At 58.3% G+C, this 22,132-nt stretch carries 18 protein-coding genes and 1 riboswitch; of the genes, 7 read left to right on the forward strand and 11 right to left on the reverse strand.

All coding sequences use genetic code 11. The features are described from left to right. Positions 1-12: 12 nt before the first annotated feature. Together IRT44_RS00820 and IRT44_RS00825 are read left to right on the forward strand one after the other, a co-directional pair. Entirely contained in the window at positions 13-1,467 is a 1,455-nt protein-coding gene (locus tag IRT44_RS00820; protein WP_171567338.1) for a recombinase family protein, read from the forward strand. Next, positions 1,407-1,760 carry a S1C family serine protease gene (locus tag IRT44_RS00825; protein ID WP_304415196.1) on the forward strand — a complete coding sequence of 118 codons (354 nt, stop codon included), beginning with the start codon at positions 1,407-1,409 and terminating at the stop codon, positions 1,758-1,760. Before IRT44_RS00820 ends, IRT44_RS00825 begins: the two co-directional genes overlap by 61 nt. Positions 1,761-1,832: 72 nt before the next feature. On the opposite strand, the gene IRT44_RS00830 is transcribed toward IRT44_RS00825, so the two are convergent. Both IRT44_RS00830 and IRT44_RS00835 read right to left on the reverse strand, forming a co-directional pair. Further along, positions 1,833-1,979 carry a hypothetical protein gene (locus IRT44_RS00830; RefSeq protein WP_171567339.1) on the reverse strand — a complete coding sequence of 49 codons (147 nt, stop codon included), beginning with the start codon at positions 1,977-1,979 and terminating at the stop codon, positions 1,833-1,835. Between the two features lie 63 nt (positions 1,980-2,042). Further along, the gene (locus IRT44_RS00835; RefSeq protein WP_171567340.1) at positions 2,043-2,324 is read right to left on the reverse strand and encodes a DUF2325 domain-containing protein; all 282 of its coding nucleotides are present in this window, start codon (positions 2,322-2,324) and stop codon (positions 2,043-2,045) included. A gap of 252 nt (positions 2,325-2,576) precedes the next feature. On the opposite strand from IRT44_RS00835, the gene IRT44_RS00840 reads away from it, so the two are divergent. Together IRT44_RS00840 and IRT44_RS00845 are read left to right on the forward strand one after the other, a co-directional pair. Next, the gene (locus tag IRT44_RS00840) at positions 2,577-3,191 is read left to right on the forward strand and encodes an IMEF encapsulin system ferritin-like cargo protein (RefSeq protein ID WP_171567341.1); all 615 of its coding nucleotides are present in this window, start codon (positions 2,577-2,579) and stop codon (positions 3,189-3,191) included. Positions 3,192-3,239: 48 nt separating this feature from the next. Then, positions 3,240-4,088 (forward strand): family 1 encapsulin nanocompartment shell protein, encoded by an 849-nt coding sequence (locus tag IRT44_RS00845; protein WP_171567342.1) that lies wholly within the window; start codon positions 3,240-3,242, stop codon positions 4,086-4,088. 90 nt (positions 4,089-4,178) lie between these two features. Here IRT44_RS00845 and ltrA read toward each other — a convergent pair whose 3' ends face one another. The 9 genes from ltrA to moaC all read right to left on the reverse strand — a co-directional run bounded on the left by ltrA (position 4,179) and on the right by moaC (position 16,743). Beyond that, positions 4,179-5,438, reverse strand: a complete 1,260-nt coding sequence (ltrA, locus tag IRT44_RS00850) for a group II intron reverse transcriptase/maturase (RefSeq protein WP_230077001.1) — start codon at positions 5,436-5,438, stop codon at positions 4,179-4,181. Between the two features lie 646 nt (positions 5,439-6,084). Then, positions 6,085-7,287 carry an aminotransferase-like domain-containing protein gene (locus IRT44_RS00855; RefSeq protein ID WP_171567343.1) on the reverse strand — a complete coding sequence of 401 codons (1,203 nt, stop codon included), beginning with the start codon at positions 7,285-7,287 and terminating at the stop codon, positions 6,085-6,087. Positions 7,288-7,487: 200 nt separating this feature from the next. Further along, positions 7,488-7,958 (reverse strand): hypothetical protein, encoded by a 471-nt coding sequence (locus IRT44_RS00860; RefSeq protein ID WP_171567344.1) that lies wholly within the window; start codon positions 7,956-7,958, stop codon positions 7,488-7,490. 335 nt (positions 7,959-8,293) lie between these two features. Further along, positions 8,294-9,475 carry a pyridoxal phosphate-dependent aminotransferase gene (locus IRT44_RS00865; protein ID WP_230077273.1) on the reverse strand — a complete coding sequence of 394 codons (1,182 nt, stop codon included), beginning with the start codon at positions 9,473-9,475 and terminating at the stop codon, positions 8,294-8,296. A gap of 103 nt (positions 9,476-9,578) precedes the next feature. Continuing rightward, a riboswitch (SAM riboswitch) is annotated at positions 9,579-9,684 on the reverse strand. A 166-nt stretch (positions 9,685-9,850) separates the two neighbouring features. Further along, entirely contained in the window at positions 9,851-11,083 is a 1,233-nt protein-coding gene (locus IRT44_RS00870; protein WP_171567346.1) for an efflux RND transporter periplasmic adaptor subunit, read from the reverse strand. 13 nt (positions 11,084-11,096) lie between these two features. Continuing rightward, a complete protein-coding gene (locus tag IRT44_RS00875; RefSeq protein WP_230077274.1) occupies positions 11,097-14,237 on the reverse strand; it encodes an efflux RND transporter permease subunit in 3,141 nt (1,046 codons plus the stop codon). Further along, entirely contained in the window at positions 14,234-14,677 is a 444-nt protein-coding gene (locus IRT44_RS00880; protein WP_230077275.1) for a MarR family winged helix-turn-helix transcriptional regulator, read from the reverse strand. Before IRT44_RS00880 ends, IRT44_RS00875 begins: the two co-directional genes overlap by 4 nt. 329 nt (positions 14,678-15,006) lie before the next feature. Next, a complete protein-coding gene (locus IRT44_RS00885) occupies positions 15,007-16,254 on the reverse strand; it encodes an MDR family MFS transporter (RefSeq protein WP_171567349.1) in 1,248 nt (415 codons plus the stop codon). Between the two features lie 6 nt (positions 16,255-16,260). After that, positions 16,261-16,743: a cyclic pyranopterin monophosphate synthase MoaC gene (gene moaC, locus IRT44_RS00890; protein WP_230077276.1), complete on the reverse strand. Its 483-nt coding sequence runs from the start codon at positions 16,741-16,743 to the stop codon at positions 16,261-16,263. Positions 16,744-17,050: 307 nt separating this feature from the next. Here moaC and IRT44_RS00895 point away from each other — a divergent pair, with 307 nt between their 5' ends. The 3 genes from IRT44_RS00895 to acnA all read left to right on the forward strand — a co-directional run bounded on the left by IRT44_RS00895 (position 17,051) and on the right by acnA (position 21,957). Next, a complete protein-coding gene (locus tag IRT44_RS00895) occupies positions 17,051-17,758 on the forward strand; it encodes a molybdenum cofactor biosynthesis protein (protein ID WP_230077277.1) in 708 nt (235 codons plus the stop codon). A 4-nt stretch (positions 17,759-17,762) separates the two neighbouring features. Next, the gene (locus tag IRT44_RS00900; RefSeq protein ID WP_230077278.1) at positions 17,763-18,788 is read left to right on the forward strand and encodes a ThiF family adenylyltransferase; all 1,026 of its coding nucleotides are present in this window, start codon (positions 17,763-17,765) and stop codon (positions 18,786-18,788) included. Positions 18,789-19,227: 439 nt separating this feature from the next. Beyond that, entirely contained in the window at positions 19,228-21,957 is a 2,730-nt protein-coding gene (gene acnA, locus IRT44_RS00905; RefSeq protein WP_230077279.1) for an aconitate hydratase AcnA, read from the forward strand. The last annotated feature ends 175 nt before the right edge of the window (positions 21,958-22,132 follow it).

The raw sequence follows: 22,132 nt of genomic DNA on the forward strand, positions 1-22,132 counted from the left end.
GAAGGTGGTTCGATGCGAACGGCTGTCTACATTCGCGTCAGTACGGAGGAACAGGCCAAGGAGGGATTTTCCGTGGCCGCCCAGCGGGAGCGGCTGCTCGCCTACATTCGCTCCCAGGGCTGGACCTTGGCGGACATCTACGCCGACGAAGGCGAGAGTGCCAAGGATACGCGCCGGCCTGCGCTGCAGCGGATGCTGGCAGACGTGCGGCTGGGGCGGATCGACGTGGTGCTGGTGTACCGGCTGGACCGTCTGACCCGCTCCGTCCTGGATCTGTACCGGCTGCTGAGCCAGTTTGAACGGTACGGCGTCCGCTTCAAAAGCTGCACGGAAGTCTACGACACGACGACGGCAATCGGCCGGCTGTTCATCACGCTGGTGGCGGCTCTGGCCCAATGGGAGCGGGAAAACCTGGCGGAACGAGTGAAGCTGGGGATGGAGCAGATGGTGAGGGAGCGAAAACGGCCGGGCGGCCCCCCGCCCTACGGTTATGAATGGCAGGACGGCCGGCTGGTGGTGCATCCGACAGAGGGAGAGGCAGTTCGCGGCATGTTCCGGCATTTTCTGGCCGGATGGACACCCCGGCAGATTGCCGAATGGGCCAACCATGAGGGCTTTCGCGGTAAACACGGTGCCCGCTGGAGCCCCGGCGCGGTGACCCGCCTGTTGAAAAATCCGGTATACTACGGAGCCCTGCGATGGAACTACGCAGAAGGCGGCCAGCGGCTCAACCGGCCGGAAAAGTGGATGCTCGTCGAACGGGCACATCCGGCCATCGTCGATGCCTCCACGTTTGCAGCCGTCCAACAGCGACTTGCGGAGCGGCGGTCTCTTCATCCCCGGGTCCTCTCTTCGCCGTTCATCTTTTCCGGCCTCCTGTACTGCTCCCGCTGCGGCTCACCGATGCGCGGCAAGACGGCCCGGACCAAAAAACCCAACGGCAAACGCTACACGCACCACTATTACCTGTGCAAAAACAGGCAGAAGGGCGGGTGTCAGGCCGCCGCGATCCGCGAAGATCGGCTGGCCCGGGAAGTGATCAGCCACCTCCACCGCTACGGGGAGGAACTGCGTGCGGCCTGCCGCGAAGCTGTCGCGTCCGGGGCAGCTCAAACGGAAATGGCGGCAGCGGAAGCGCTGCTGAAAAAATGCCGGCAAAGGCGGAAACGCTGGGAAGACGCCTATGCCGAAGGGCTCATCACACTGGGAGAGTACCGCGCCAAGCTGGGAGAGCTGAAACAGGCGGAACAGGAGGCGCTGGCCGCAGCGCAGTGCCGCCCTCTTGCGGCCGTTTCGGACGAGTGGCAGGAAATGCTGGCTGATTGGTCCTCCATCTGGGAGAGTGCCACGCGGGAAGAGCGCCGGCAGTTGGCCGACATTCTGCTCCGCCGTCTGGAAGCGGATACGTGTCCGTCAGCGTCCGGCTCCGGTCTGGCCGTGCGCCTCACGCTGCTCGCGTTTCGCTGAGGCAGTTTGCCCCTACGGGAGCAGACGGTTCCCCGCTCGGTCTGGAAAACTCCGTCACGGCCGGCATCATCAGTGCCAAAAACCGGCGCCTGCAGGTGGCCAGGCGGATGTACGAGGATATTTTTCAGACAGACGCGGCGATCAACCCCGGTAACAGCGGCGGTCCGCTGATCAATCTGAACGGAGAAGTGATCGGACTAAACGCGTTCATTATTCAATCCAGTCAATGTCTCGGATTTGCCATCGGCATTGACGCGCTGAAGGAGCGGTTGGCACAGTTCGTGTTCACCTAAGCTAAGCCCCTCCCGCCTCGCAGGTGATGCTGACTTGCCGCACCGGCTCTCGCCCCCAACAAAAAACCCCGTCTACCGTGACGGGGCTTGTTTTTCAAAGGCAATCAAATACACGCCGCTGCCCTGTTCATTGATCTGTTGTTCCGCCTGCTTCAACTGCTGAAGCTGGGCCTCTGTCAAGCGGGCAATCGGCAGTTCGTCGAGCCGGTTCTGTTTCACGTGCCATTCCTCCGTTTGTTGTCAGACTCGAAATGTAGTCTGCCCACTCAGGAGGTTATGTATTTACGCCACGTGCAGAAGAGCCTTGGCAATGGCTGCACAAGAACGTTTGCAGAACACAATCGGCAGTTCCCGGTCTTTTGCCTGATTTTTCACCGTCTTGGCCAGATTGTGGTTGACGAAGTCGGTCAGCACCAAAATCATGTGGACGCCGGTCGGGATTTTCACGCCGGTTTGCGAGCTTTTCCGGCCGGTCACGTGATGAATCTCGGTAAATCCTTGATTTTGCAAAAAATCAACGATATTGCCCAGGCGGTCACCGCCGATGACGAGAATGGACGACATGGTAATTCCCTCCTACTTGAATGGTTTGCTGAATCGTTGTATGTTGTGTCTCGCTTGTTTTCTAATTGATAATGAATCTCACTATTATTGATAAATATTATCATTCCCAATTAGCTTTGACAATACTCTCCGAGGTAACATTTTTGTGTCAGCAGAAATACTAAGACCGATCCTGCATTGTTCTTGTCCGGTGCCTTTTTCCAGCGATATGATATAATGAAAAGACACTTACCAGTGAGGAGGTAGCGTTGGGTGCAAGAGATGTCACAACTGCACGCCATATTTACCCGCACCAGCGGCTTTATCGAGCGCTTCATGGGCATCATCCAGCCGATTATCGACGCGGCGCAGGATGAACACACCCGCCTGTACTATCACCACATCTTGGAGGAAGAAGAACAGCGCCTCGGCCGCCTGAACGAGCTGATTCCCTACCTCGACTCCCTCATCGACGGGGACAAGGCGAAACAACTCAGCGATCGGGAGTTTTCCCGCCTGCTTTCCGACATAAATCTGGAACGGTTCGGCCTGCACAACTTCCGCGAACACCTGGAACTCTCCCTGTACGAGTTTCAGGACGAGGAGACGCGCAGTGTCCTGAGCAGCATGCGCGAAGCGACCCAGGAAGATTACCTCCGCGTCAAGGAGATCATTGCCGCGCTGAGCGAACGCTTTTCCGACGACGACCGCCGTCCTGACCTGACCGACCATGACGAGGGGCACGACATTCACCAGGTGGATCACCTGCAGGCTTCCGCGGCCCAAATCGGTTCAGCACACGCCGGAAAAGCACCGGGAGCCGCACATGCCGTTTCCGCCCCGGCAGCCAAAAAAGGATTGACCGTCGGCAGTTTGAAGGGGTTGTAAAGGGCCGTTTCTTCTTCATCATTTTTGAACGAATTGGAGGTAGCAACGATGGACAAGCTCCGCAAGTTTCCCGACTCTCCCTTGACGAAAGACGAGTGGCACCAATTGGACGAGACCGTCGTCGAGATGGCCCGCCGCCAACTGGTCGGACGCCGCTTTATCGATATCTACGGACCGCTTGGCGAAGGCATCCAGACGATTACCAACGACATTTACGAGGAATCCCGCTTCGGGGGCTTAAGCCTGCGCGGCGAATCCCTGGAGCTGACCCAGCCGAGCCGACGGGTCAGCCTGACCATCCCGATCCTGTACAAAGACTTCGTGCTGTACTGGCGCGACGTCGCCCAGGCCCGCACCCTGGGGATGCCGCTGGACATGAGCGCCGCAGCCAATGCGGCCGCAGGATGCGCTCTGATGGAAGACGACCTGATTTTCAACGGCTCCAAGGAGTTTGATCTGCCCGGCCTGATGAACGTCAAGGGGCGCCTCACCCACTTGAAAAGCGACTGGATGGAATCCGGCAACGCATTTGCTGACATCGTCGAGGCCCGCAACAAGCTGTTGAAGATGGGACACAGCGGCCCGTACGCGCTGGTCGTCTCTCCGGAACTGTACTCGCTGCTGCATCGCGTCCACAAGGGGACCAACGTCCTGGAAATCGAGCACATTCGCAATCTGGTGACCGACGGGGTGTACCAATCCCCCACCATCAAGGGACGCACCGGCGTGCTGGTTGCCACCGGCCGGCACAATCTGGACCTGGCAATCGCCGAAGACTTCGACACCGCGTTCCTCGGCGACGAGCAAATGAACAGCTTCTTCCGCGTTTACGAGTGCGTCGTGCTCCGCATCAAGCGGCCGAGCGCCATCTGCACGCTGGAAGAAACGGAGGAATAAGTACGGGGAGGCACTTCCGCATCGAGTAGGAGGGGGTGGCTAACCCCCGTCCTCTCACACCACCGTACGTACCGACCGGTATACGGCGGTTCACCAAGCTTGACGAAGTGTGAAATATCGCTGTATCAAACTCATCAGCCCTTGTTGTTGCCAGTAGGCAATACCAAGGGCTTTGTGCATGTGCGGGGATTTTGTTGTCCGCCACGCCCCCTTTCGGGTGTTTGCGATTTCCAGTGCTCTGTTGTGAGAAAATCCAAGCGAACGAAGTTCGCGGTACCTCGTACGAACTCGTTTCCACTGCGTCCATAGACAGAGTCGGAGCCTTCGGCGAATCCATTCCTCTATTCGCAGGAGATGGGTTTTCGCCTCGGCTAGCGCAAAATACCCGATCCATCCCATGAGGTACTGGTTGAGTTTTTGAATCCGCTCCTGCATGGTCATGCTCCAATGTGGGTTGGTTAATTGGCGAATTCGTCCTTTTAACCAGGTGATCGATTTGGGATGCAGACGTATCCGCGCTTCCTTTCCCGGAATAAAGCTAAAGCCGAGAAACTTCCGATTGCACGGGCGATCCACCGCACTTTTCTGTTGATTTACCTTGAGTTTGAGAACCCTGGTCAAGTATCGCTCCACACTTGCCTTTACACGTTCACCCGCACGTTTGGAGCGGACGTAGATGTTGCAGTCGTCCGCATAGCGGCAGAAACGGTGTCCCCTTTTCTCCAACTCCTTGTCCAGGTCGTCTAGCAGAATGTTGGCCAACAGCGGACTTAAGGGGCCACCTTGCGGCGTGCCCTCTTCCGTCGTGACACACACTCCGTTGACCATGACTCCGGATTGCAGATAAGCGCGAATTAGTTTAAGAAGGCGCTTGTCCTTCACCTTGCGGGCAACCCGGCTCATTAGGATATCATGGTTGACCCGGTCGAAGAACTTCTCCAAGTCGATGTCGACCACATACCGGAATCCTTCGTTGATGTACTGTTGTGCTTTCCGCACAGCACTGTGAGCACGGCGGCCTGGACGGAACCCGAAGCTGGAGTCGGAGAACTCTGGGTCGAATATGGGAGTCAATACCTGCAGGATGGCCTGCTGGATGAAGCGATCTACCACGGTAGGGATGCCTAGCAATCGTATTCCCCCGTCAGGTTTCGGGATTTCGACCCTGCGGACAGGAGACGGCTTGTAGGTTCCCTTCTCGATTTGCGACCGGATGGTCGCCCAGTGCTGACGAAGGTAGTCGCGCAGTTGTTCGGTTGAAACACCGTCGATTCCCGCAGCACCTCTGTTGGCCTCCACTCGTTTGAGAGCAGCCATGAGGTTATCCCGTGACAGCACTTTCTCCAGCATGCCCCTGACGATACTCCTCTCTTCGCACACATGTTGCTAAGCTTGCCGTACGATGCTCAGCCCTTCTCTGTACCCTCGGGGCTTCACCCCTACTATTCAGAGGAAGTTCCATTTCGGAATTCTGCTTCGACGCACCGTATCGAAAGGGATTAGAACATGTGTTGACTTGATGTTCGGCCCTTCCTCCTTCGAGCGTCCTCTATCGGAGTACTATGGCCTCTGCTGACTTCTGCATGTTCAGCGCCCCCTCGCGGAGACGGTTGCCAACGGTAGTAGGCGTATCATGCAGACCTCCCCGGGTAAGGACGGTAACTTTCGTCCCATGTACCTGCCCAATTTACTGCTGCACTCCTTGGCTGTATGGGGCTTCACCTTGTTCGGCAGGCTCGCCCGAGTACAACAGCCTCAAATTGGGTTCGTGTACCTCAGGTCAGGACTTTGCCGCCGGCTTCCTTCAGATTCCGCCTCACGGCGGACACCCTTGCCTTAAGCTAACGGTTGGTACAGCCAACCCCCGTTCGGGACTTTCACCCTATAGCTACCGCCCATGCCGGGCGCACCGAAAACAAGAAGAGTCCTCATCACAGAGGACTCTTCTTTCGTATGAGAATCACGTCTTTTCAGCTGCTGTTGCACGGTCTGCTGCCTACTGCGTCACGACGGCGGTGTAGGCGGCAATGGCGCTGTCCAGCCGGTCGATGGCCAGCTTGGTATCTTCCCTGTTCAACAGGGTGTAGTTGAGCCGCATCGTGTTCACCTGCGGCTCGGCTGCGTAAAACGGGATGCCTGGTACGAACGCGACGCCTTCCCGCACGGCCTGCGCGAGCAGTTTTTCCGAATGGATGTGTTCCGGCAGCTTCACCCAGAGGAACATGCCTCCCCGCGGCTTGTTCCAGGTAATGCCGCTCCAATTCTTGCTGGCCAGCAGTTGGTGCATCCATTCCATCCGCTCCTGGTAGGCGGCACGGATCTTGCTGATGTGGGCGTCCAGATCGAAGCGGGACAGCAGTTGATGCAGCGCAATCTGGTCAATGGAACTGGAGTGCAGGTCGACGGCCTGTTTCGCTCTGACCATCGTCTGGATCACCTGAGCGTCTCCGATCGCCCAGCCGATCCGCAGCGCCGGCGCCACCGTTTTCGAAAAGGTGCTGGTGTAGACGACCGCCGAACCTTCGGGGTGCTGATCCAGCGAGAAGATGGTCGGATACGGCGCCTCCCCGTCAAACTGAATCTCGCCGTACGGGTCGTCTTCCAGGATCAGGATGTTGTTGTCGCGGCACTGGCGCAAAAGGCCAAGACGCCGTTCCAGACTCCATACCTTGCCGGTCGGGTTGGCAAACGTGGGAATCACATAGGCCATTTTGGGACGGTACTGGGCGATCTTGCGGGCCAGATCCTCCATGTCCATGCCCTCGTCGTCCCCCTCCACCGGAATAGCGCGAATGCCGCGGAACTGAAACAGCTGCAGAGCAGCCAAATAGGTGGGGTTTTCTACCAGCACGACGTCGCCTTCGTCCAGATAGACGCGACAGAGCAAGTCGACGGCCTGCTGGGAGCCGGTGGTAAGCAGCATGTTTTCCACGCCCACGTTCATGTTCTTTTGTTTCATCCGGGATGCCACCCACTCGCGCAGCGGCAGGTACCCGTCCGTCAGACCGTATTGCAGCGATTTCGGCCCTTGACTGAGCGCGCGGTCAAATGCAGCCTTCATTTCTTCGAGCGGAAAAAACTCCTCTGCCGGCAGTCCGCCAGCCAGCGACAGCACCGGGGTCCCCTGCGTCAATTTCAGAATTTCCCGCACGGCCGAGGAGCTCAGTGCGCCAACCGATTGTGAAAAAGCGTACTCCATGTTCCGTTCCCCCTTGATTGAGTTTATCCTTGTTGTATCACTCACGCCGGGAGAAGTCCAATCTATGCTTGCTATAGACGGAATAGGTTTTGGCTATTGTTCTCTTGGACAAGCAAAAAAGGAAGCGTAAACCGCTTCCCGTCTCATTCTCTGGATCGTGTTCGTTTGTATCGCGCGCCAGGGTTCAGGGTTCGGGTTCCCTATGCGATGCGAACCACCCGGGCATTTTCCGTCTGCGGCAGGAATGACAGATCGACGTGTTCGCGCGCCACATCGAAGCCAATGTCTTCAGCAAGCAACAGCGCTTCTTCACGGAACGTCGGCGTGCAGCTTCCTTCGTTCAACTGGCACAGCCGCTTCAAGCGCTTAAGCCGCTCCGCCATCTTCTCCGCGCGCATCACCTCGTTGCGCAGGTCACACACGTTTACGTGCACCGCGTCGGCGATCATGCTGATGTCATTGATATGGACAATGAGCCGCTTGCCCTCCTCCGTGACAAAACCGAGCGAGCAAAACTGTGCGCCGGACATCTCCAACCGTGTGAGCACGGCGTTGGCAAACTCCTCGCCGGACCGCAGGCGAATCAGACCCGCTTCTACGGCGCCGCCTATCTTGCGCTCATTGGAGATGACCGTATACATGTCCGTATATCCGTTGATCTGGTAGCGCATGATACCCTCCTGCCGAACAAACGTGATCATTGAGATCAATTATCATTACCACACCCATCGTATAATGAAAATCATTATCTGTCAATGCTGAGAATGATTTTTACTGAGAATGGATTTTTTTGCATGGGCGCGTCATTCGTGATCGCGCCCGCCGCGCTTTTTTATAGTATTCGCCCGCCCGGTTTTGGACTATGCGGCACTCGCCTATTTTGGGCGGGGCCCATCCCGGACGCGGCACTGCCCCGGCCTCCGCCTCGCTTCCCAAAAAATCAAACCGCCAGGGCGTTTTGCGAACACACTGGCGGTCAGTTCTCAATCACATGAACGATATATTGCTAGTTGCACGGGGAGAAAATACCCAAACGCTCAATCCGCGCCACTGCTTCCGCCAGCCGCTCTTCGCTGGCCAAAAGCGCTGCGCGCACGTACCCTTCGCCGGTGGGGCCGAAACCTACGCCCGGTGCGACAGCGACATGGGCTTTTTCCAACAGCAAGTCGGCAAATTCGGCAGAGGTAAACCCTTTCGGCACCGGCAGCCAGGTGAAAAACGAGCCCTGCGACGGTGCCGCCTCCCAGCCGATGCGGTGCAGGTTGGAAAACAGCGCGTTGCGCCGGCTTTCGTAGACGGCCACCAACTCGCGGACACACTGCTGGGAATCGGTCAGCGCCCGGACCGCCGCCATCTGGATGGCGCCGAACAGGCTGCAGAAGTAGTGGTCCTGGATCAGGTTGATCAGCCGGACCAGTTCCCGGTTGCCGACCATCGCGCCGACGCGCCAGCCGGCCATGTTGTACGTTTTGGACAGCGTGTAAAATTCCACGCCCACTTCTTTGGCTCCCGGCACCTGCAGGAAGCTGACCGGCTTCTTGCCGTCGAAGCTGATCGCTCCGTAGGCGAAGTCGTGACAGACGACGATTTCGTGCTTGCGGGCGAAGCGGACCGTCTCTTCGAAAAATTCGTACGGCGCATTGACCGCGGTCGGGTTGTTGGGGTAGTTCAGGAACATCAGCTTGGCTTTGTCCAGATCCTCTCGGGCCAGCTCGCCGTAGTCCGGCAGGAAACCGTTCGCGGCGCGCAGCGGCATCATCACCATCCGCCCGTCGGCGATGGCCACTCCCGACCAGTAATCGGGATAGCCGGGGTCCGGCACCAGAGCCACATCGCCCGGATTGAGCAATACCTGGCAGATTTCCACCAGTCCGGTCTTGCTGCCGAACAGGATGGCCACTTCCTCTTCCGGGTCCAGATCGACGTCAAACTCCTGCTTGTACCAGTGGGCGACAGCCCGTTTCAGTTCCACACGACCGCTGAACGGCGGGTACTTGTGGTGAACCGGACGGGCAGCATGTTCCTGCAGTTCCTCGACAATGTGCGGCGGCGTCGGCAGATCGGGGTTGCCCTGCCCCAAGTTGATTACGTCATGGCCGGCGGCGATGGCCTTGTTCACTTTCGCCACCAGCGAGGCAAAAAACTGCGTCGGCAGACGGTCAATCATGGCGGACGGTTGGATGCGCATCAGTCTCTCGTTCCTTTCCCTCGGGTAAATCGTGCAGACGTCGGCGGCTAAGCAAAAAGCCCCTTTTCCTGTACAGAAAAAGGGGCAGATCGACATCTCCACGTTCTTATCTGTCAGGAATGCTCCTGCTGGAATTGGCACAGCATCTGCACAGGCAGATCCGCTGCCGGGCTTCATCGGGCCAGTCCCTCCGCCTCTCTTGATAAGGTGATTGCATGCTATTCAGTTTCGTTTGCAGTCTCGTTCCATCCCAGCAGCATCCGGCGGGTCAGCGACCGTGTCGCCCCCCGCAGCGACGTCCCTGCAGGGCCGCCGCAGCATTCCGACTGTGCTGGTTGGATATCTCTTTCATACTACTTTAGCAAGCGAACAGTGTCAAGATGTCGGCTGGACGTTTACCTTGGCGCCGTCTTTCAGCAGCGTCTGTCCGCGCACGACGATTTGCTCGCCTTCTTTCAGCCCTGCCTTTACCTCCACCAGATCGCTGGATTCGATCCCGGTCTGCACTTCCACTTTTTTCGCCGTGTCTCCCTCCAGCTTGTAGACGAACCGCTTGCCGTTCTCGTCAAAGACGGCCTTGAGCGGCACCACCAGCATGCTGTTGGTTTGCTGATGCGCAAACTGGATGCTGACGACCATGTCCGCCTTTAGCGAAGCGTCCTGCTTGGCCAGGGCAATTTCCACCGGATACGCGCGCAGCGTCTGATCCATCACGGGACTGATCGCGCTCACCGTGCCGTCCAGCTCCTTGGAGATGGCAGAGATTTGAATCTTCACCTTGTCCCCTTTTTTCACTGACGTTACTTCCTCTTCGGAGAGGTTTGCCTTGACGATTAGCGGATCGGTATCCACGATGGTGACCACTGGCGCTTGCGGCGAAGCCATTTCCCCTACCTGGCCGTTGACGGCGGAGACGAAGCCGGAGATCGGGGCGGTCACCGTCGCGTTGGCCAACTGTTCACGCGCGTTTTGCAGCGAGATGCGGGCCTGTTCCACGGATGCCTGAGTGACTGCCACTCCCGTCTGCTTTTCAGCCATCTCCAGCGCTTCCTTGGCGTTGGCATACGCCGTCTTCGCATTGGTGAGGGCCGCCTGTGCCTGTTCCAATTGCTGCGGTGACACCGCTCCCTGTTTGAACAGGTCAGACATGCGCTGGTAGTCGCGTTCCGCGTCCCGCAGCGCCTGCTCGGCCTGCACCAGACCGTTTTTCGCCTGCTGCAGCCCCTGGTCGGAGGCGGCATTACTCTGCTTCAGGTTGGCTACGGCGAGATCGTACGCCGCCTGCGCCTGCTGCACTGCATTCTCCAGATCCGTTTTCTCCAGGCTGAAAAGCACCTGTCCCTGTTTGACATACTGCCCCAGTTTTACGTTCAGCTGCACAATCTTGCCGCCCACTTTTGGAGCCAAGGTGACTTCCTTGTTGGGGGCCAGTTTCCCGGTTACCCCCGCGCGCGTCGACACGCTTCCCTTTTTCACTGTATCGACCTGTACCGGCACCGGCTTGTTATCCGTTTGCGTCTGCTGCGTGGCCGCATCCGGAGCCGTACAACCTGCCAGGGCAACTGCCAAGGCCAGCAGCAGCCCAAGACTTCCCTTGTTCATCTTCATACCGTGTAGCCTCCTATCCCAACGTCGGCATTTCCTGGCCGGCCGCTTTTTTCTGCTTGCGTTTTTCTTTGCGATTGCGCCACTTTTGCCCCAGATCGTCAAACCAGGTGTAGACGACCGGAATCAGCACAAGCGTAATCAGTGTGGAGAAACTGAGACCGAAGATGACGACGACAGCCATGGGCGCCATCGATTCGTTCCCGTCCCCGCCGCCAAAGGCAAGCGGCATGATCGCCAGAATCGTCGCAAGTGACGTCATCAGAATCGGACGCAGACGGATCGGCCCCGCCTGAAGGATGGCCTCGTTCCGCTCCACGCCCCGCTTGCGCTGTTGGTTGACGTAGTCGATCAAGACGATCGCGTTGTTGACGACAATCCCGATGAGCAGGATGTACCCGATCAGCGCCGGAACGCTCAGCGGATAGCCGGTCGTAAGCAGGCCCACGACCACGCCGATGAACGTCGGCGGGATGGAGAACATGATGACAAACGGTGTAAACAGGGATTCAAACTGGCTGGCCATCACCATGTAGACCAGCACGATCGACAGAATGATCGCCAGTCCCAGGCTGCCGAACGACTCGGCCATCTCCTTGCTCTGACCGCCGAATTCCAGCGTGTAACCGTCCGGCAGTGACAGGGCGTTCAGCTTGGCCATCACGTCATTGGAAACCGAGTTCAGGTCGCGTCCGACGATTTCGCTGCTGATCGTTACTTCCCGCGACTGATTGGAGCGTTTGATCAGCTGCGGCACGTCCTTTTTGACGATCTCGGCGACAGACGAGAGGGCGACCTGCGCGCCGCTCGCCGTCGGGATGCGGAGCTGTTGCAGGTAGCTGATGTCGTCCTGATACGACTTGGGCAGCATGATCTTCACGTCAATCTGGTCATCCCCCGTCTGGTAGGTGGTGACCGTCATGCCGTCAAACGCCGTGCGCACGTTGGACAGGACCTGACTGGTGGTCAGCCCGTACAGGCTCGCCTTTTGCGGATCGACCAGCACCTGCACTTCCTGGCGCGTCTCTTCCAGCGAGGTGGTGACGTTGCGCGTGCCCGGCACCTGTTTGATCTCGCCGGCGATGATCGAGCTGATGTCTTCCAGCACGTCGAGGTTATCCCCGCGCAAGCTCACTTCCAGCGGTGCCCCCATCGAGGAGCCCGACTGGTCCAATTCCGTTACCTCAATCTCCGCCCCCGAGATGTCGGCCAGCCGTTCGCGCAGTTGTTCCGTCACCTGCTCGGTGCTGACGGAGCGCTGGTCCTTGGGCACCAGCTTGATTTGCAGCTGCGCCTGGTTGGACATGGCGCTGGCGATGAGCGCCGGGCCGCCGGAGGAGCCGATCGAGGTGTACAGCTGCTCCATTTCCGGCAGATCTTTTACGCGCTGTTCCACTTCAGCGACCACTTTTTCCGTCTCCTGCAGCATGGTGCCGTTCGGCAATTTAATGGAGATGGAAATCTGTCCCTGGTCCATCTTCGGAATAAATTCCGCGCCAACTCCGCCGGTGAGGGCAATTGCGCCGACAAACAAGGCGATCGTCAGGGCAAACACGGTCTTGCGGTGACCAAGCGCCCACTTCAGCAGACGGCCATAGCCGCGCGCGATTTTGTTAAATCCTTTGTTGAACCACATCACCGGATTGAGGCCCCGGTAGTTGGCCACCGCCTCTCCCTCGGTGTGCGGCACTCGTTTCAGCCAGCGGGAACTAAGCATCGGCACCAGCGTCAGCGAAGCCAAAAGCGCGGCGATGTGCGAGTAAACGACCGTCAGCGCCAGCGGGCCAAACAGCTCGGAAGCCAGCCCTTCGACAAATACGATCGGAGCAAATACGGCGATTTGCGCCAGCGCGGAGGCCATCACCGCCGTGCCCACTTCCCTGGAACCGAGTCGGGCCGCTTCCATCATGCCCTTGCCCTGCTCCCGATAGCGGAAAATGTTTTCCAGAATCACGACCGCGAAGTCTACCAGGGAACCCAGCCCCAGGGTCAACCCGGCAAGCGAGATCATGTTGATCGTCTGTCCGGTAAAGTACATCAGGCAGAAGGTCGCCACCACGGAGATCGGAATCACGATGGAGACGATCAGCATGGAACGGAAGCTGTTCAAAAACAGGAACAGGATGATGATCGAGAACACCCCGCCCAAGAGCGCGTGCTCTCCGACCGTGTAGATGGAATCCTTGATAAACGTGGACGAGTCGAGAATCGTGGTCAGCTTGACGTTGGGAGGCAGCATCTGTTTCAGCGCCTCCAACTCCCGGTTTACCGCGTCTGCCACTTCAATCGTATTACCGCCCGAGGCTTTGGTAATGGTCAGGCCGACGCTGGGCATTCCATTCATGTACGCCTTCTGCGTCACGTCTTTGTACGTCTCGTTGACCGTCGCCAGGTTTTTCAGCGCGATGCTGCCGTTCTGCACATGAATCGGCGTCTCGCCAATGTCGGTAACGGTATCGTATTCGCCATCGACCCGGATGCTCAGCTTGGTGTCGCCTTGGCGAATCACACCGGACGAACCGGACACGTTGGTAGCCATCAAAGCCTGCTGGATCTGGTCAATGCCGATCCCGTAAGCGGCCAGCCGGTTCGGGTCGAGCACGACCTCGACGATCTTCTCCTGGCCGCCGGAGACGCCGACGGAGGCAACACCGTCAATCCGCTCCAAATGCGGTTTGATCGTGTCTTCGGCGATCGCCTTCAGCTTGACGATGTCTTCTTCCCCGGTCAGGGAAAAGGTCATGATTGGTTGACTGTTGGGGTCCAATTTCAGAATGCGGGGGGACTTGGCGTTGTCCGGCAGGATTCCGCGGATCAAGTCCACCTTGTCACGCATGTCCAACGTTGCCTGGTCCATGTTTGTTCCCCAGTTGAACTGCAGGATGACCTGGGAGGCCCCTTCGATGGAGTTGGACATGATTTTGTCTACGTTGGGCACCGTTCCCAATGCTTCCTCGATGGGACGGGTCACCAGCTTTTCCACTTCGGCAGGCGTGCCGCCCTCGACGGTGGTGACGACCACCGCCACCGGCAGATTCAGCTCCGGATACAGCTCAACCGCCAGCTTGGGCAGGGAGACGAAGCCGAAGATGAGCAGGGCCACCGTCATCATCAGGATGGTAACGGGGCGTTGAATGGAGAAGCGGGAAAGATTCATCGTGTACAGCTACCTCCCTTTTTCGGAAACGATTGTTGCCGTTTTTCCAAATAGTGTGTCAAGATCGTCAGCGATCGGCACACATCTTCCACCTCTTGACTGGACATGCCGTCGAACAGCTTGTCAAAGTAGCCGCCCTGCATAAAGGGAATCCGTTGCGTGATCGCTTCCGGGGTGTCGGCAAGTTCCACCCAGACGATGCGCCGATCTTTTTCGTCCCGCACCCGTTTGACATAGCCGTCCCGTTCGAGCCGGTCGACGATGCCGGATACTGTGCTGTAGGAGAGGTCGATCAGCCGGCTGATTTCCCCAATAGTCCTGGGCGCCTCTATTACGGGACCCAGGACGAACATCTGCGGAATGGTCAATCCGCATTGGGTCAATTCCTGGGCGATGACGTCCAGGTAGACCTTGTTCATCTGGATCAACTGCTTCGACATGCGCCTCATAGGATTCATAGGCCACACCTCTGTTATTTCGCGTCACGAAACATTATGACACAGGACATATTTCGCATCAAGAAATTTTCGTGGTAAAATGTATCATTTTTTCAACAGACCACCCTCCAACACGGCTCACCCCTTACCATGCCACGCGTTTATGAACTCAATATGAACTGGGGCAATCCATGTCTACCATGAATAAACGCCCCTCGCACGAGAGGGACGCTGCCGTAAAAGCGTATGTTATTAGACCCTATTACCTATTTCATTTTATCTATTTCATTTGCTTCACATCCGGAGTCGGAGACAAAGGCCTCTCCCCCGGCTCATTTCTCCGGCACGCTTACCGCCGGCTGCGTCTCCGTCCGCTTGACGAACGAGCTGTACGCGGCAAAACAGCCTACCGCCACCAGTGCCAACACCGCCATCAGGTAAAGCATCCCTTGCGGAGCGAGCGCCTCGAAGGCCATCGCCCCCACGAGCGGTCCCGCCATCCTTCCAGCAGAGGCGATACCGCTGACAATGCCCTGGACCATCCCTTCCCGGCCGGCCGGGGCCAGATCGGCAGCGATGGTGGGGACAGCCGGCCACACCAGCATTTCGCCGATCGTCATCACAAACATGGCCGCAACAAATCCGGCGTAGGCCGTCGATTGCGAGAGGATGAGCATCGACAGTGCAAACACGTACCCGCCGAGCAGCAGCTGCGCTTTCAACGTCCGGGCGAAGCTGTTGATGATCCAGGAGATCAGCGGTTGGCCAAACAAGATGAGCGCTCCGTTCAGCGTCCAGAGCAGACTGTACTGCCGAAGCGAAATGCCCAGCGTCTGCATGTAGGCGGAAAGCACCGTCGTCCACTGCACGTAGACGATCCAGCAGACCAACAAGCCGCTGCAGAGCACGGCGAGCGCCCCCCAGGCAACCGGCCGATGGTTTGTTCCCGCCGCAGCCTGCTTCGCCTCTGTCTCGGCCGATTCCGCCGCGTGAACCTGTTCATTTGGTTGATCCGCCAAATGCTGCGGCAGGCACCTAAGAAACATCGCCAGCGTCACAGCCTGCGCAATCGCGTTTCCGAAAAACGTCCAGGCGAACGACACGCTGGCCAAAACGCCGCACAAGGCCGAACCGACGGCCACCCCGATGTTGAGCGCGACGTAAATCACGTTCAGCCCTCTGCGCCCGCCTTCCGGCCAGAGGCGGACAGCCAGTGCATTCAGTACAGGAAAGATCGTGCCAAAGAAAAATCCGTTCAATAACAGCAGCACGGTGTAGGCGGTGAAGTCGGTCGTCAAGCCAAGCGCGACAGAAACAGCGATCGCGCCGACAGAACCGACCGCAAACGTCCGCCTGTGTCCCCAGCGGTCAAAAAGAATGCCGCCTGCCACACTCCCCACGAGGTTGGCTCCCTGGTTCAACAGCAGCAATAGTCCGGCTACGGTGAGCGGTTGGCCCAGGTAATCGTGGATGTAAATGGTGACCAGCGGCCATATGCACGCCATGCCCGTGGAAGTCATGGCGGCAACGACGGCGAGAACCCGTATGCTGCGCGGATACATGTTCCATATTCCGCTCATGTCTGGTTACTCCTCAATCCGATGATAATCTCCGCTTTTTCCGCCCGTTTTGCTCATCAGGCAGGTGGGGCCGATAACCATCCCCTTGTCCATCGCCTTGCACATGTCGTAGACAGTGAGAGCGGCTGCACTGACGGCGGTCAGCGCTTCCATCTCCACACCCGTCTTGCTGGTGGTTTTGACTGTCGCCTCTACCTCCAGCGTGTCGGGGGCGACAAAGGCAAAGCTGATGTCTACGCCGGTCAGCGGCAGCGGATGGCACATCGGAATCAGCTCCCACGTCTTTTTCGCGGCCATCACGCCGGCCACCTGGGCCACCGCGAGCACGTCTCCCTTGGACACGCGCCCTTGCCGGATGCGGTCGAGCGTCTCCGGTTTCATCGTAATTCTGCTCTTCGCCACCGCTTCCCGCCGGGTCTCCTTTTTGTCGGAGATGTCCACCATGCGGGCGCGCTGCTGGTCGTTAAAATGGGTTAATGTATCGCTCATGCTGCGCTCCTCCTCGATTGATCCCCCCTTGGAGGGAAATGGGCGTATTGCCGTCCACCCTGCCGGTCCAAGCCGCCTGGGCCAGGTGGACGAATGTCGCCCGTCGTATCTCTCATCACCTCTAACCTTACCGCTGGCGCTCTGTAAAATCAATGCAGAAACTGCGCAAAGCGTTACACTCATTAGACAGTATCCGCTTTGGTGTGTTATCGTTTCCGGTAGAAAGCCATTCAACCTGCCGCCGCTTCCCCTGTACAAAGATACCCGGCGTCAGGTTGTTCAAAACCGGGAAATGAGGAGTGCATCGATGCAAATACGCGTGCTGTTGTTTGCCGGCCTCGCCGAGAGGGCCGGTAAGCGGGAGATTCAAGTGAGCGTAGCGGAAGGAGCTCTCGTCCGCGACCTGCTGCAGGCAGTCGGAGAGCAGTATCATGCGCTGGCGCCGCTGTTGGGGAGCTGCTTTGTCTCCGTCAACCAGGAATATGCCGAACCGGACAAAGCGCTGGCACCAGGCGACGAAGTGGCGATTCTTCCCCCGGTGAGCGGCGGCGAAGAGCCGCGCTTTGCCGTAACGACGGAGCCGCTCAGCGCGGACAAACTGGTCCGGCTCGTCTCCAATCCCCAAGCCGGGGCTGTGCTTACCTTTGTCGGAACCGTTCGCGAATTTACCAACGGACAGCGGACCGTCTCCCTCACCTACGAGGCGTACGAACCGATGGCCGTAGAAAAGATGAAGCAAATCGCCAGAGAAGTGGCCGAGCGCTGGCCGGGAGCGGAACTGGCCATGCATCACCGCATCGGCGACCTGCAAATCGAGGAGATTGCCGTCGTCGCCGCCGTCGCCACGCCGCACCGCAGCGAAGCGTTTGAAGCGGGACGGTACGCGATCGAACGGCTGAAACAGATTGTTCCCATCTGGAAAAAGGAAGTCTGGGAAGACGGCAGCGAGTGGAAAGGGCACCAGCAGGGACCGTGGAACCCGCTGGCGCTTCCTGACGAGTCAGAAAGGAGATAGAGTTGTGAACACGCGATACTCCCGGCAAATCCTGTTTCCTCCGATTGGCCGGACCGGTCAGGAACGGCTTCTCCGCAGCCGCGTGGCGATCGTCGGCATGGGCGCGCTTGGAACGGTGCTGGCCAACCATATGGTCCGGGCCGGGGTCGGTTTTGTCCGCCTGATTGACCGCGACTTTGTGGAGCCAAGCAACCTGCAGCGGCAGATGTTGTACGACGAAGACGACGCCCGCCAGCACCTGCCCAAGGCGATAGCCGCCCACGCCAAGCTGACGAAGATTAATTCGGAAGTGACAGTCGAGCCGGTGGTGGCCGACCTGACGGCTCACAATGCGGAAAAGCTGTTGGCCGACGTCCAGCTCGTGCTGGACGCCACAGACAACTTTCAGGTTCGCTATCTGATCAATGACGTCTGCGTCAAGCACGGCATTCCCTGGGTGTACGGCGGAGCGGTCAGCGCCACCGGCACGTTTACGGCCATTCGGCCGGGGATTACCCCCTGCCTGCGCTGCCTCTTTCCGGAAGCGCCCAATCCGGGGGAAATGCCAACCTGCGACACGGCCGGCGTAATCGGTCCTATCATTCACATCGTCGCCTCTTACCAGGCGACGGAGGCGTTGAAACTGCTGGTGGACAATCAGGAAGCGCTCAATCCCCATCTGGAGCACTTCGACATCTGGGCCAACCGTCACCAGCAGATCCGCGTACAAAACGGGCGGCGAGCCGACTGCCCGACCTGCGGACAGCGTCAGTTTACCTGTCTGATGCCGGACACTCAGGAGGGACAGGCTGTCTCCTTGTGCGGTCGCAACACGGTGCAGATTTCGCCTGCGGCCGACGCGCAGCTCGATCTGGACCAACTGGCGGAACGGCTGGCGCCGTTGGGGCACATCGAGCGAAACAGATTTCTCCTCCGCTTTCACGTCGACCCGCACACGCTGGTCGTCTTCCCCGACGGACGTGTGCTGGTGCAGGGTACAGACGACATCAGTCTGGCCCGGACGCTGCATGCGCGGTACATCGGTGCGTAAAAGGCGGCGAAAACCAGCCATCCTTTCGCTGCCACCTGCCACCGCTGGCTTATGCCTGCGCGGCAGGGATCGCCGGCTTTCGTGGTCGGCAGCCCGCAGCCATATAACGGAGCCATAAAATAATAAGGAAGCGATTGCATAACTTCCCCCGCCGCTGTCATACGGATGGCGGCCATTTTTTCAGGCTGACCGAGGAGAATAATCCCAGCCAAGGGAGTTCATGGCGCATTACATTTACCTGATGGGGTTATAGTAAGTCTGGAACTTTCTTCGAACGTATGCATAACGCTGCACCATGTTTTTTCACTGATTTTGTGCAGCCATCATGAATTTTGGGGTAGAAGCCGAGCAGCAAATCGAGTATAATAGGGGCGTATCGAAGAAACGAAACTGCGTTTCATCAGATGAAACTCCAAGTAAAAAAGGGAGGTTGTGCACTTTGGCTAAACACGATGCTTACAACGTGAAGTCTTCCCTGCAAGTGGGCGGCAAGACGTACGCATACTACCGCCTGCAAGGCTTGGAAGAGCAAGGAATCGGCGAAGTTTCCAAGCTGCCGTTCTCCATTAAAGTGCTGCTGGAAGCGGCTGTGCGTCAGTTTGACGGCCGCGCCATCACCAAGGAACACGTGCAACAACTGGCCAACTGGACAAAAGGCCGCGACGAAAACAAGGAAGTTCCGCTCATGCCGGCCCGTATCGTTCTGCAAGACTTTACGGGTGTACCGGCCGTCGTCGACCTGGCAGCGATGCGCATTGCGATGAAGCGTGCCGGCGGCGATCCCAAACGGATCAATCCGCTCGTTCCGGTTGACCTGGTTATTGACCACTCCGTCATGGTTGACGACTTCGGCAACGACAAGGCGCTGGAAAACAACATGAAGCTGGAATTCGAACGCAACCAGGAGCGCTACCGCTTCCTGCGCTGGGCGCAAACTGCGTTTGACAACTTCCGCGCTGTTCCGCCGGCAACCGGTATCGTGCACCAGGTAAACCTGGAGTACCTGGCAACAGTGGTGGCAACCCGCGAAGTAAACGGCGAACTGGTGGCCTTCCCGGACTCCCTCGTCGGCACCGACTCCCACACCACCATGATCAACGGTCTGGGCGTGCTGGGCTGGGGTGTTGGCGGTATCGAGGCGGAAGCCGGCATGCTTGGCCAACCGCTCTACTTCGTCACTCCGGAAGTTGTCGGCTTCAAGCTGACCGGCACCCTGAAAGAAGGGGCAACCGCAACCGACCTGGCGCTGACTGTTACACAAATGCTGCGTAAAAAAGGCGTGGTCGGCAAATTCGTTGAGTTCTACGGCCCTGGCCTGTCCAACATTTCGCTGGCAGACCGCGCGACCGTTGCCAACATGGCACCTGAGTACGGTGCAACGATGGGCTTCTTCCCTGTCGACGCCGAAACGCTCAACTACCTGCGTCAAACCGGCCGCAGTGAAGAGCAAATCGCCCTGGTGGAAGCCTACACCAAAGCGCAAGGCCTGTTCCGCACCGACGACACGCCGGATCCGGTCTTCACCGAGACTCTGGAACTGGATCTGTCCACCGTCGTGCCCAGCCTGGCTGGTCCGAAGCGTCCGCAAGACCGCGTCGAACTGACCAACATGAAGGAATCCTTCAACAACAGCCTGCGCACGCCGATCGAGAAAGGCGGTTTCGGCCTCTCCGAAGAAAAGATCAAGGCAGAAGCAACTGTCACCTACCCGAACGGCGAGACGGCAACTCTGAAAACCGGTTCCGTCGTCATCGCAGCCATCACGTCCTGTACCAATACATCCAACCCGAGCGTAATGCTGGGCGCCGGTATCCTGGCGAAAAAAGCTGTGGAAAAAGGACTGAAAAAACCGCCGTTCGTAAAGAGCTCGCTGGCTCCGGGTTCCCGCGTCGTAACCCAGTACCTGATCGACGCCGGCCTGATGGATTCGCTCAACGCGATCGGTTTCAACGTGGTCGGTTACGGCTGCACCACCTGCATCGGTAACTCCGGTCCGCTGCCGGAAGAAACCAGCAAGGCAATCGCCGACAACGACCTGACCGTGGCAGCTGTTCTGTCCGGTAACCGCAACTTCGAAGGCCGCATCCACGCGCAGGTAAAAGCGAACTACCTCGCTTCCCCGCCGCTGGTTATCGCGTACGCCCTGGCCGGCACCGTGGACATCGACCTGACAAAAGATCCGATCGGCACTGGCAAAGACGGCCAGCCGGTTTACCTGAAAGACATTTGGCCGACGCCGCAAGAGCTGGCGGAAGCGATGAACAAGGCGATGAATCCGGAACTGTTCCGCGCCCAATACGCGAACGTGTTTACGCAAAACCAAGCGTGGAACGAAATCGACGCACCGAAGGGCGACCTGTACGAGTGGGATATAAACTCCACCTACATCCAGGAGCCGCCGTTCTTCAAAGACCTTACCGGCGATGTCGGTCACATCGAAGAGATCACCGGCGCACGCGCACTGGCTCTCTTGGGTGATTCCGTCACCACCGACCACATCTCGCCGGCGGGCAACATCTCGCCGACCAGCCCGGCAGGTCTGTTCCTGCAGTCCAAAGGCGTGGAACGCAAAGATTTCAACTCCTACGGTGCTCGCCGCGGCAGCCACGACGTGATGATGCGCGGTACGTTTGCCAACATCCGCATCCGCAACCAAATCGCTCCGGGCACCGAAGGCGGCGTAACCAAGTACCTGCCGACCGGCGAAATCATGTCCATCTATGATGCATCCATGAAGTACCAGGCAGACGGCACGCCGCTGGTGGTACTGGCCGGCAAGGAGTACGGTACCGGTTCTTCCCGTGACTGGGCCGCAAAAGGTACGTTCCTGCTCGGCATCAAGGCGGTCATCGCAGAAAGCTTCGAGCGCATCCACCGCTCCAACCTGGTGGGCATGGGCGTGCTCCCGCTGCAATTCGCCGACGGCCAAAGCTGGAAGTCGCTCAACATCGACGGTACGGAAACGTTTGACATCGTCGGTCTGAACGACAACGTACAGCCTGGCCAACGCCTGAAAGTGAAAGCAACCCGTCAGGATGGCAGCCAGTTCGAGTTCGACGTCATCGTCCGTCTCGACTCGATGGTGGATGTCGACTACTACCGCAACGGCGGCATCCTGCAAACCGTCCTGCGTCAACTGCTGGACGAAGGCAAACCGGTAACGGCGTAACCAATAACATTCCTTACAGCACCCGCATGAAACAGGCAAGCGAATGCTTGCCTGTTTTCATTTTCAGCGTGTAGACAAAGTCCGTGGCGAATGGGTGATCGGGCTCTCTCGCTCTATTGAGGCCCATCATTCCATGCCATATACTTTTTCTCCACCTTCGGTTTATCAATGTGCA

The sequence above is a fragment of the Brevibacillus sedimenti genome, from assembly GCF_020923495.1.
GTDB lineage: Bacteria > Bacillota > Bacilli > Brevibacillales > Brevibacillaceae > Brevibacillus > Brevibacillus aydinogluensis.

What these genes read in the sequence shown, in the direction of transcription:
- IRT44_RS00820 (WP_171567338.1), top strand. Translation starts at nt 13, where the DNA reads ATGCGAACGGCTGTCTACATTCGCGTCAGTACGGAGGAACAGGCCAAG.
- IRT44_RS00835 (WP_171567340.1), bottom strand. Translation starts at nt 2,324, where the DNA reads ATGTCGTCCATTCTCGTCATCGGCGGTGACCGCCTGGGCAATATCGTT.
- IRT44_RS00845 (WP_171567342.1), top strand. Translation starts at nt 3,240, where the DNA reads ATGGACAAGCTCCGCAAGTTTCCCGACTCTCCCTTGACGAAAGACGAG.
- ltrA (WP_230077001.1), bottom strand. Translation starts at nt 5,438, where the DNA reads ATGCTGGAGAAAGTGCTGTCACGGGATAACCTCATGGCTGCTCTCAAA.
- IRT44_RS00855 (WP_171567343.1), bottom strand. Translation starts at nt 7,287, where the DNA reads ATGGAGTACGCTTTTTCACAATCGGTTGGCGCACTGAGCTCCTCGGCC.
- IRT44_RS00860 (WP_171567344.1), bottom strand. Translation starts at nt 7,958, where the DNA reads ATGCGCTACCAGATCAACGGATATACGGACATGTATACGGTCATCTCC.
- IRT44_RS00865 (WP_230077273.1), bottom strand. Translation starts at nt 9,475, where the DNA reads ATGCGCATCCAACCGTCCGCCATGATTGACCGTCTGCCGACGCAGTTT.
- IRT44_RS00870 (WP_171567346.1), bottom strand. Translation starts at nt 11,083, where the DNA reads ATGAAGATGAACAAGGGAAGTCTTGGGCTGCTGCTGGCCTTGGCAGTT.
- IRT44_RS00875 (WP_230077274.1), bottom strand. Translation starts at nt 14,237, where the DNA reads ATGAATCTTTCCCGCTTCTCCATTCAACGCCCCGTTACCATCCTGATG.
- IRT44_RS00880 (WP_230077275.1), bottom strand. Translation starts at nt 14,677, where the DNA reads ATGTCGAAGCAGTTGATCCAGATGAACAAGGTCTACCTGGACGTCATC.
- IRT44_RS00885 (WP_171567349.1), bottom strand. Translation starts at nt 16,254, where the DNA reads ATGAGCGGAATATGGAACATGTATCCGCGCAGCATACGGGTTCTCGCC.
- moaC (WP_230077276.1), bottom strand. Translation starts at nt 16,743, where the DNA reads ATGAGCGATACATTAACCCATTTTAACGACCAGCAGCGCGCCCGCATG.
- IRT44_RS00895 (WP_230077277.1), top strand. Translation starts at nt 17,051, where the DNA reads ATGCAAATACGCGTGCTGTTGTTTGCCGGCCTCGCCGAGAGGGCCGGT.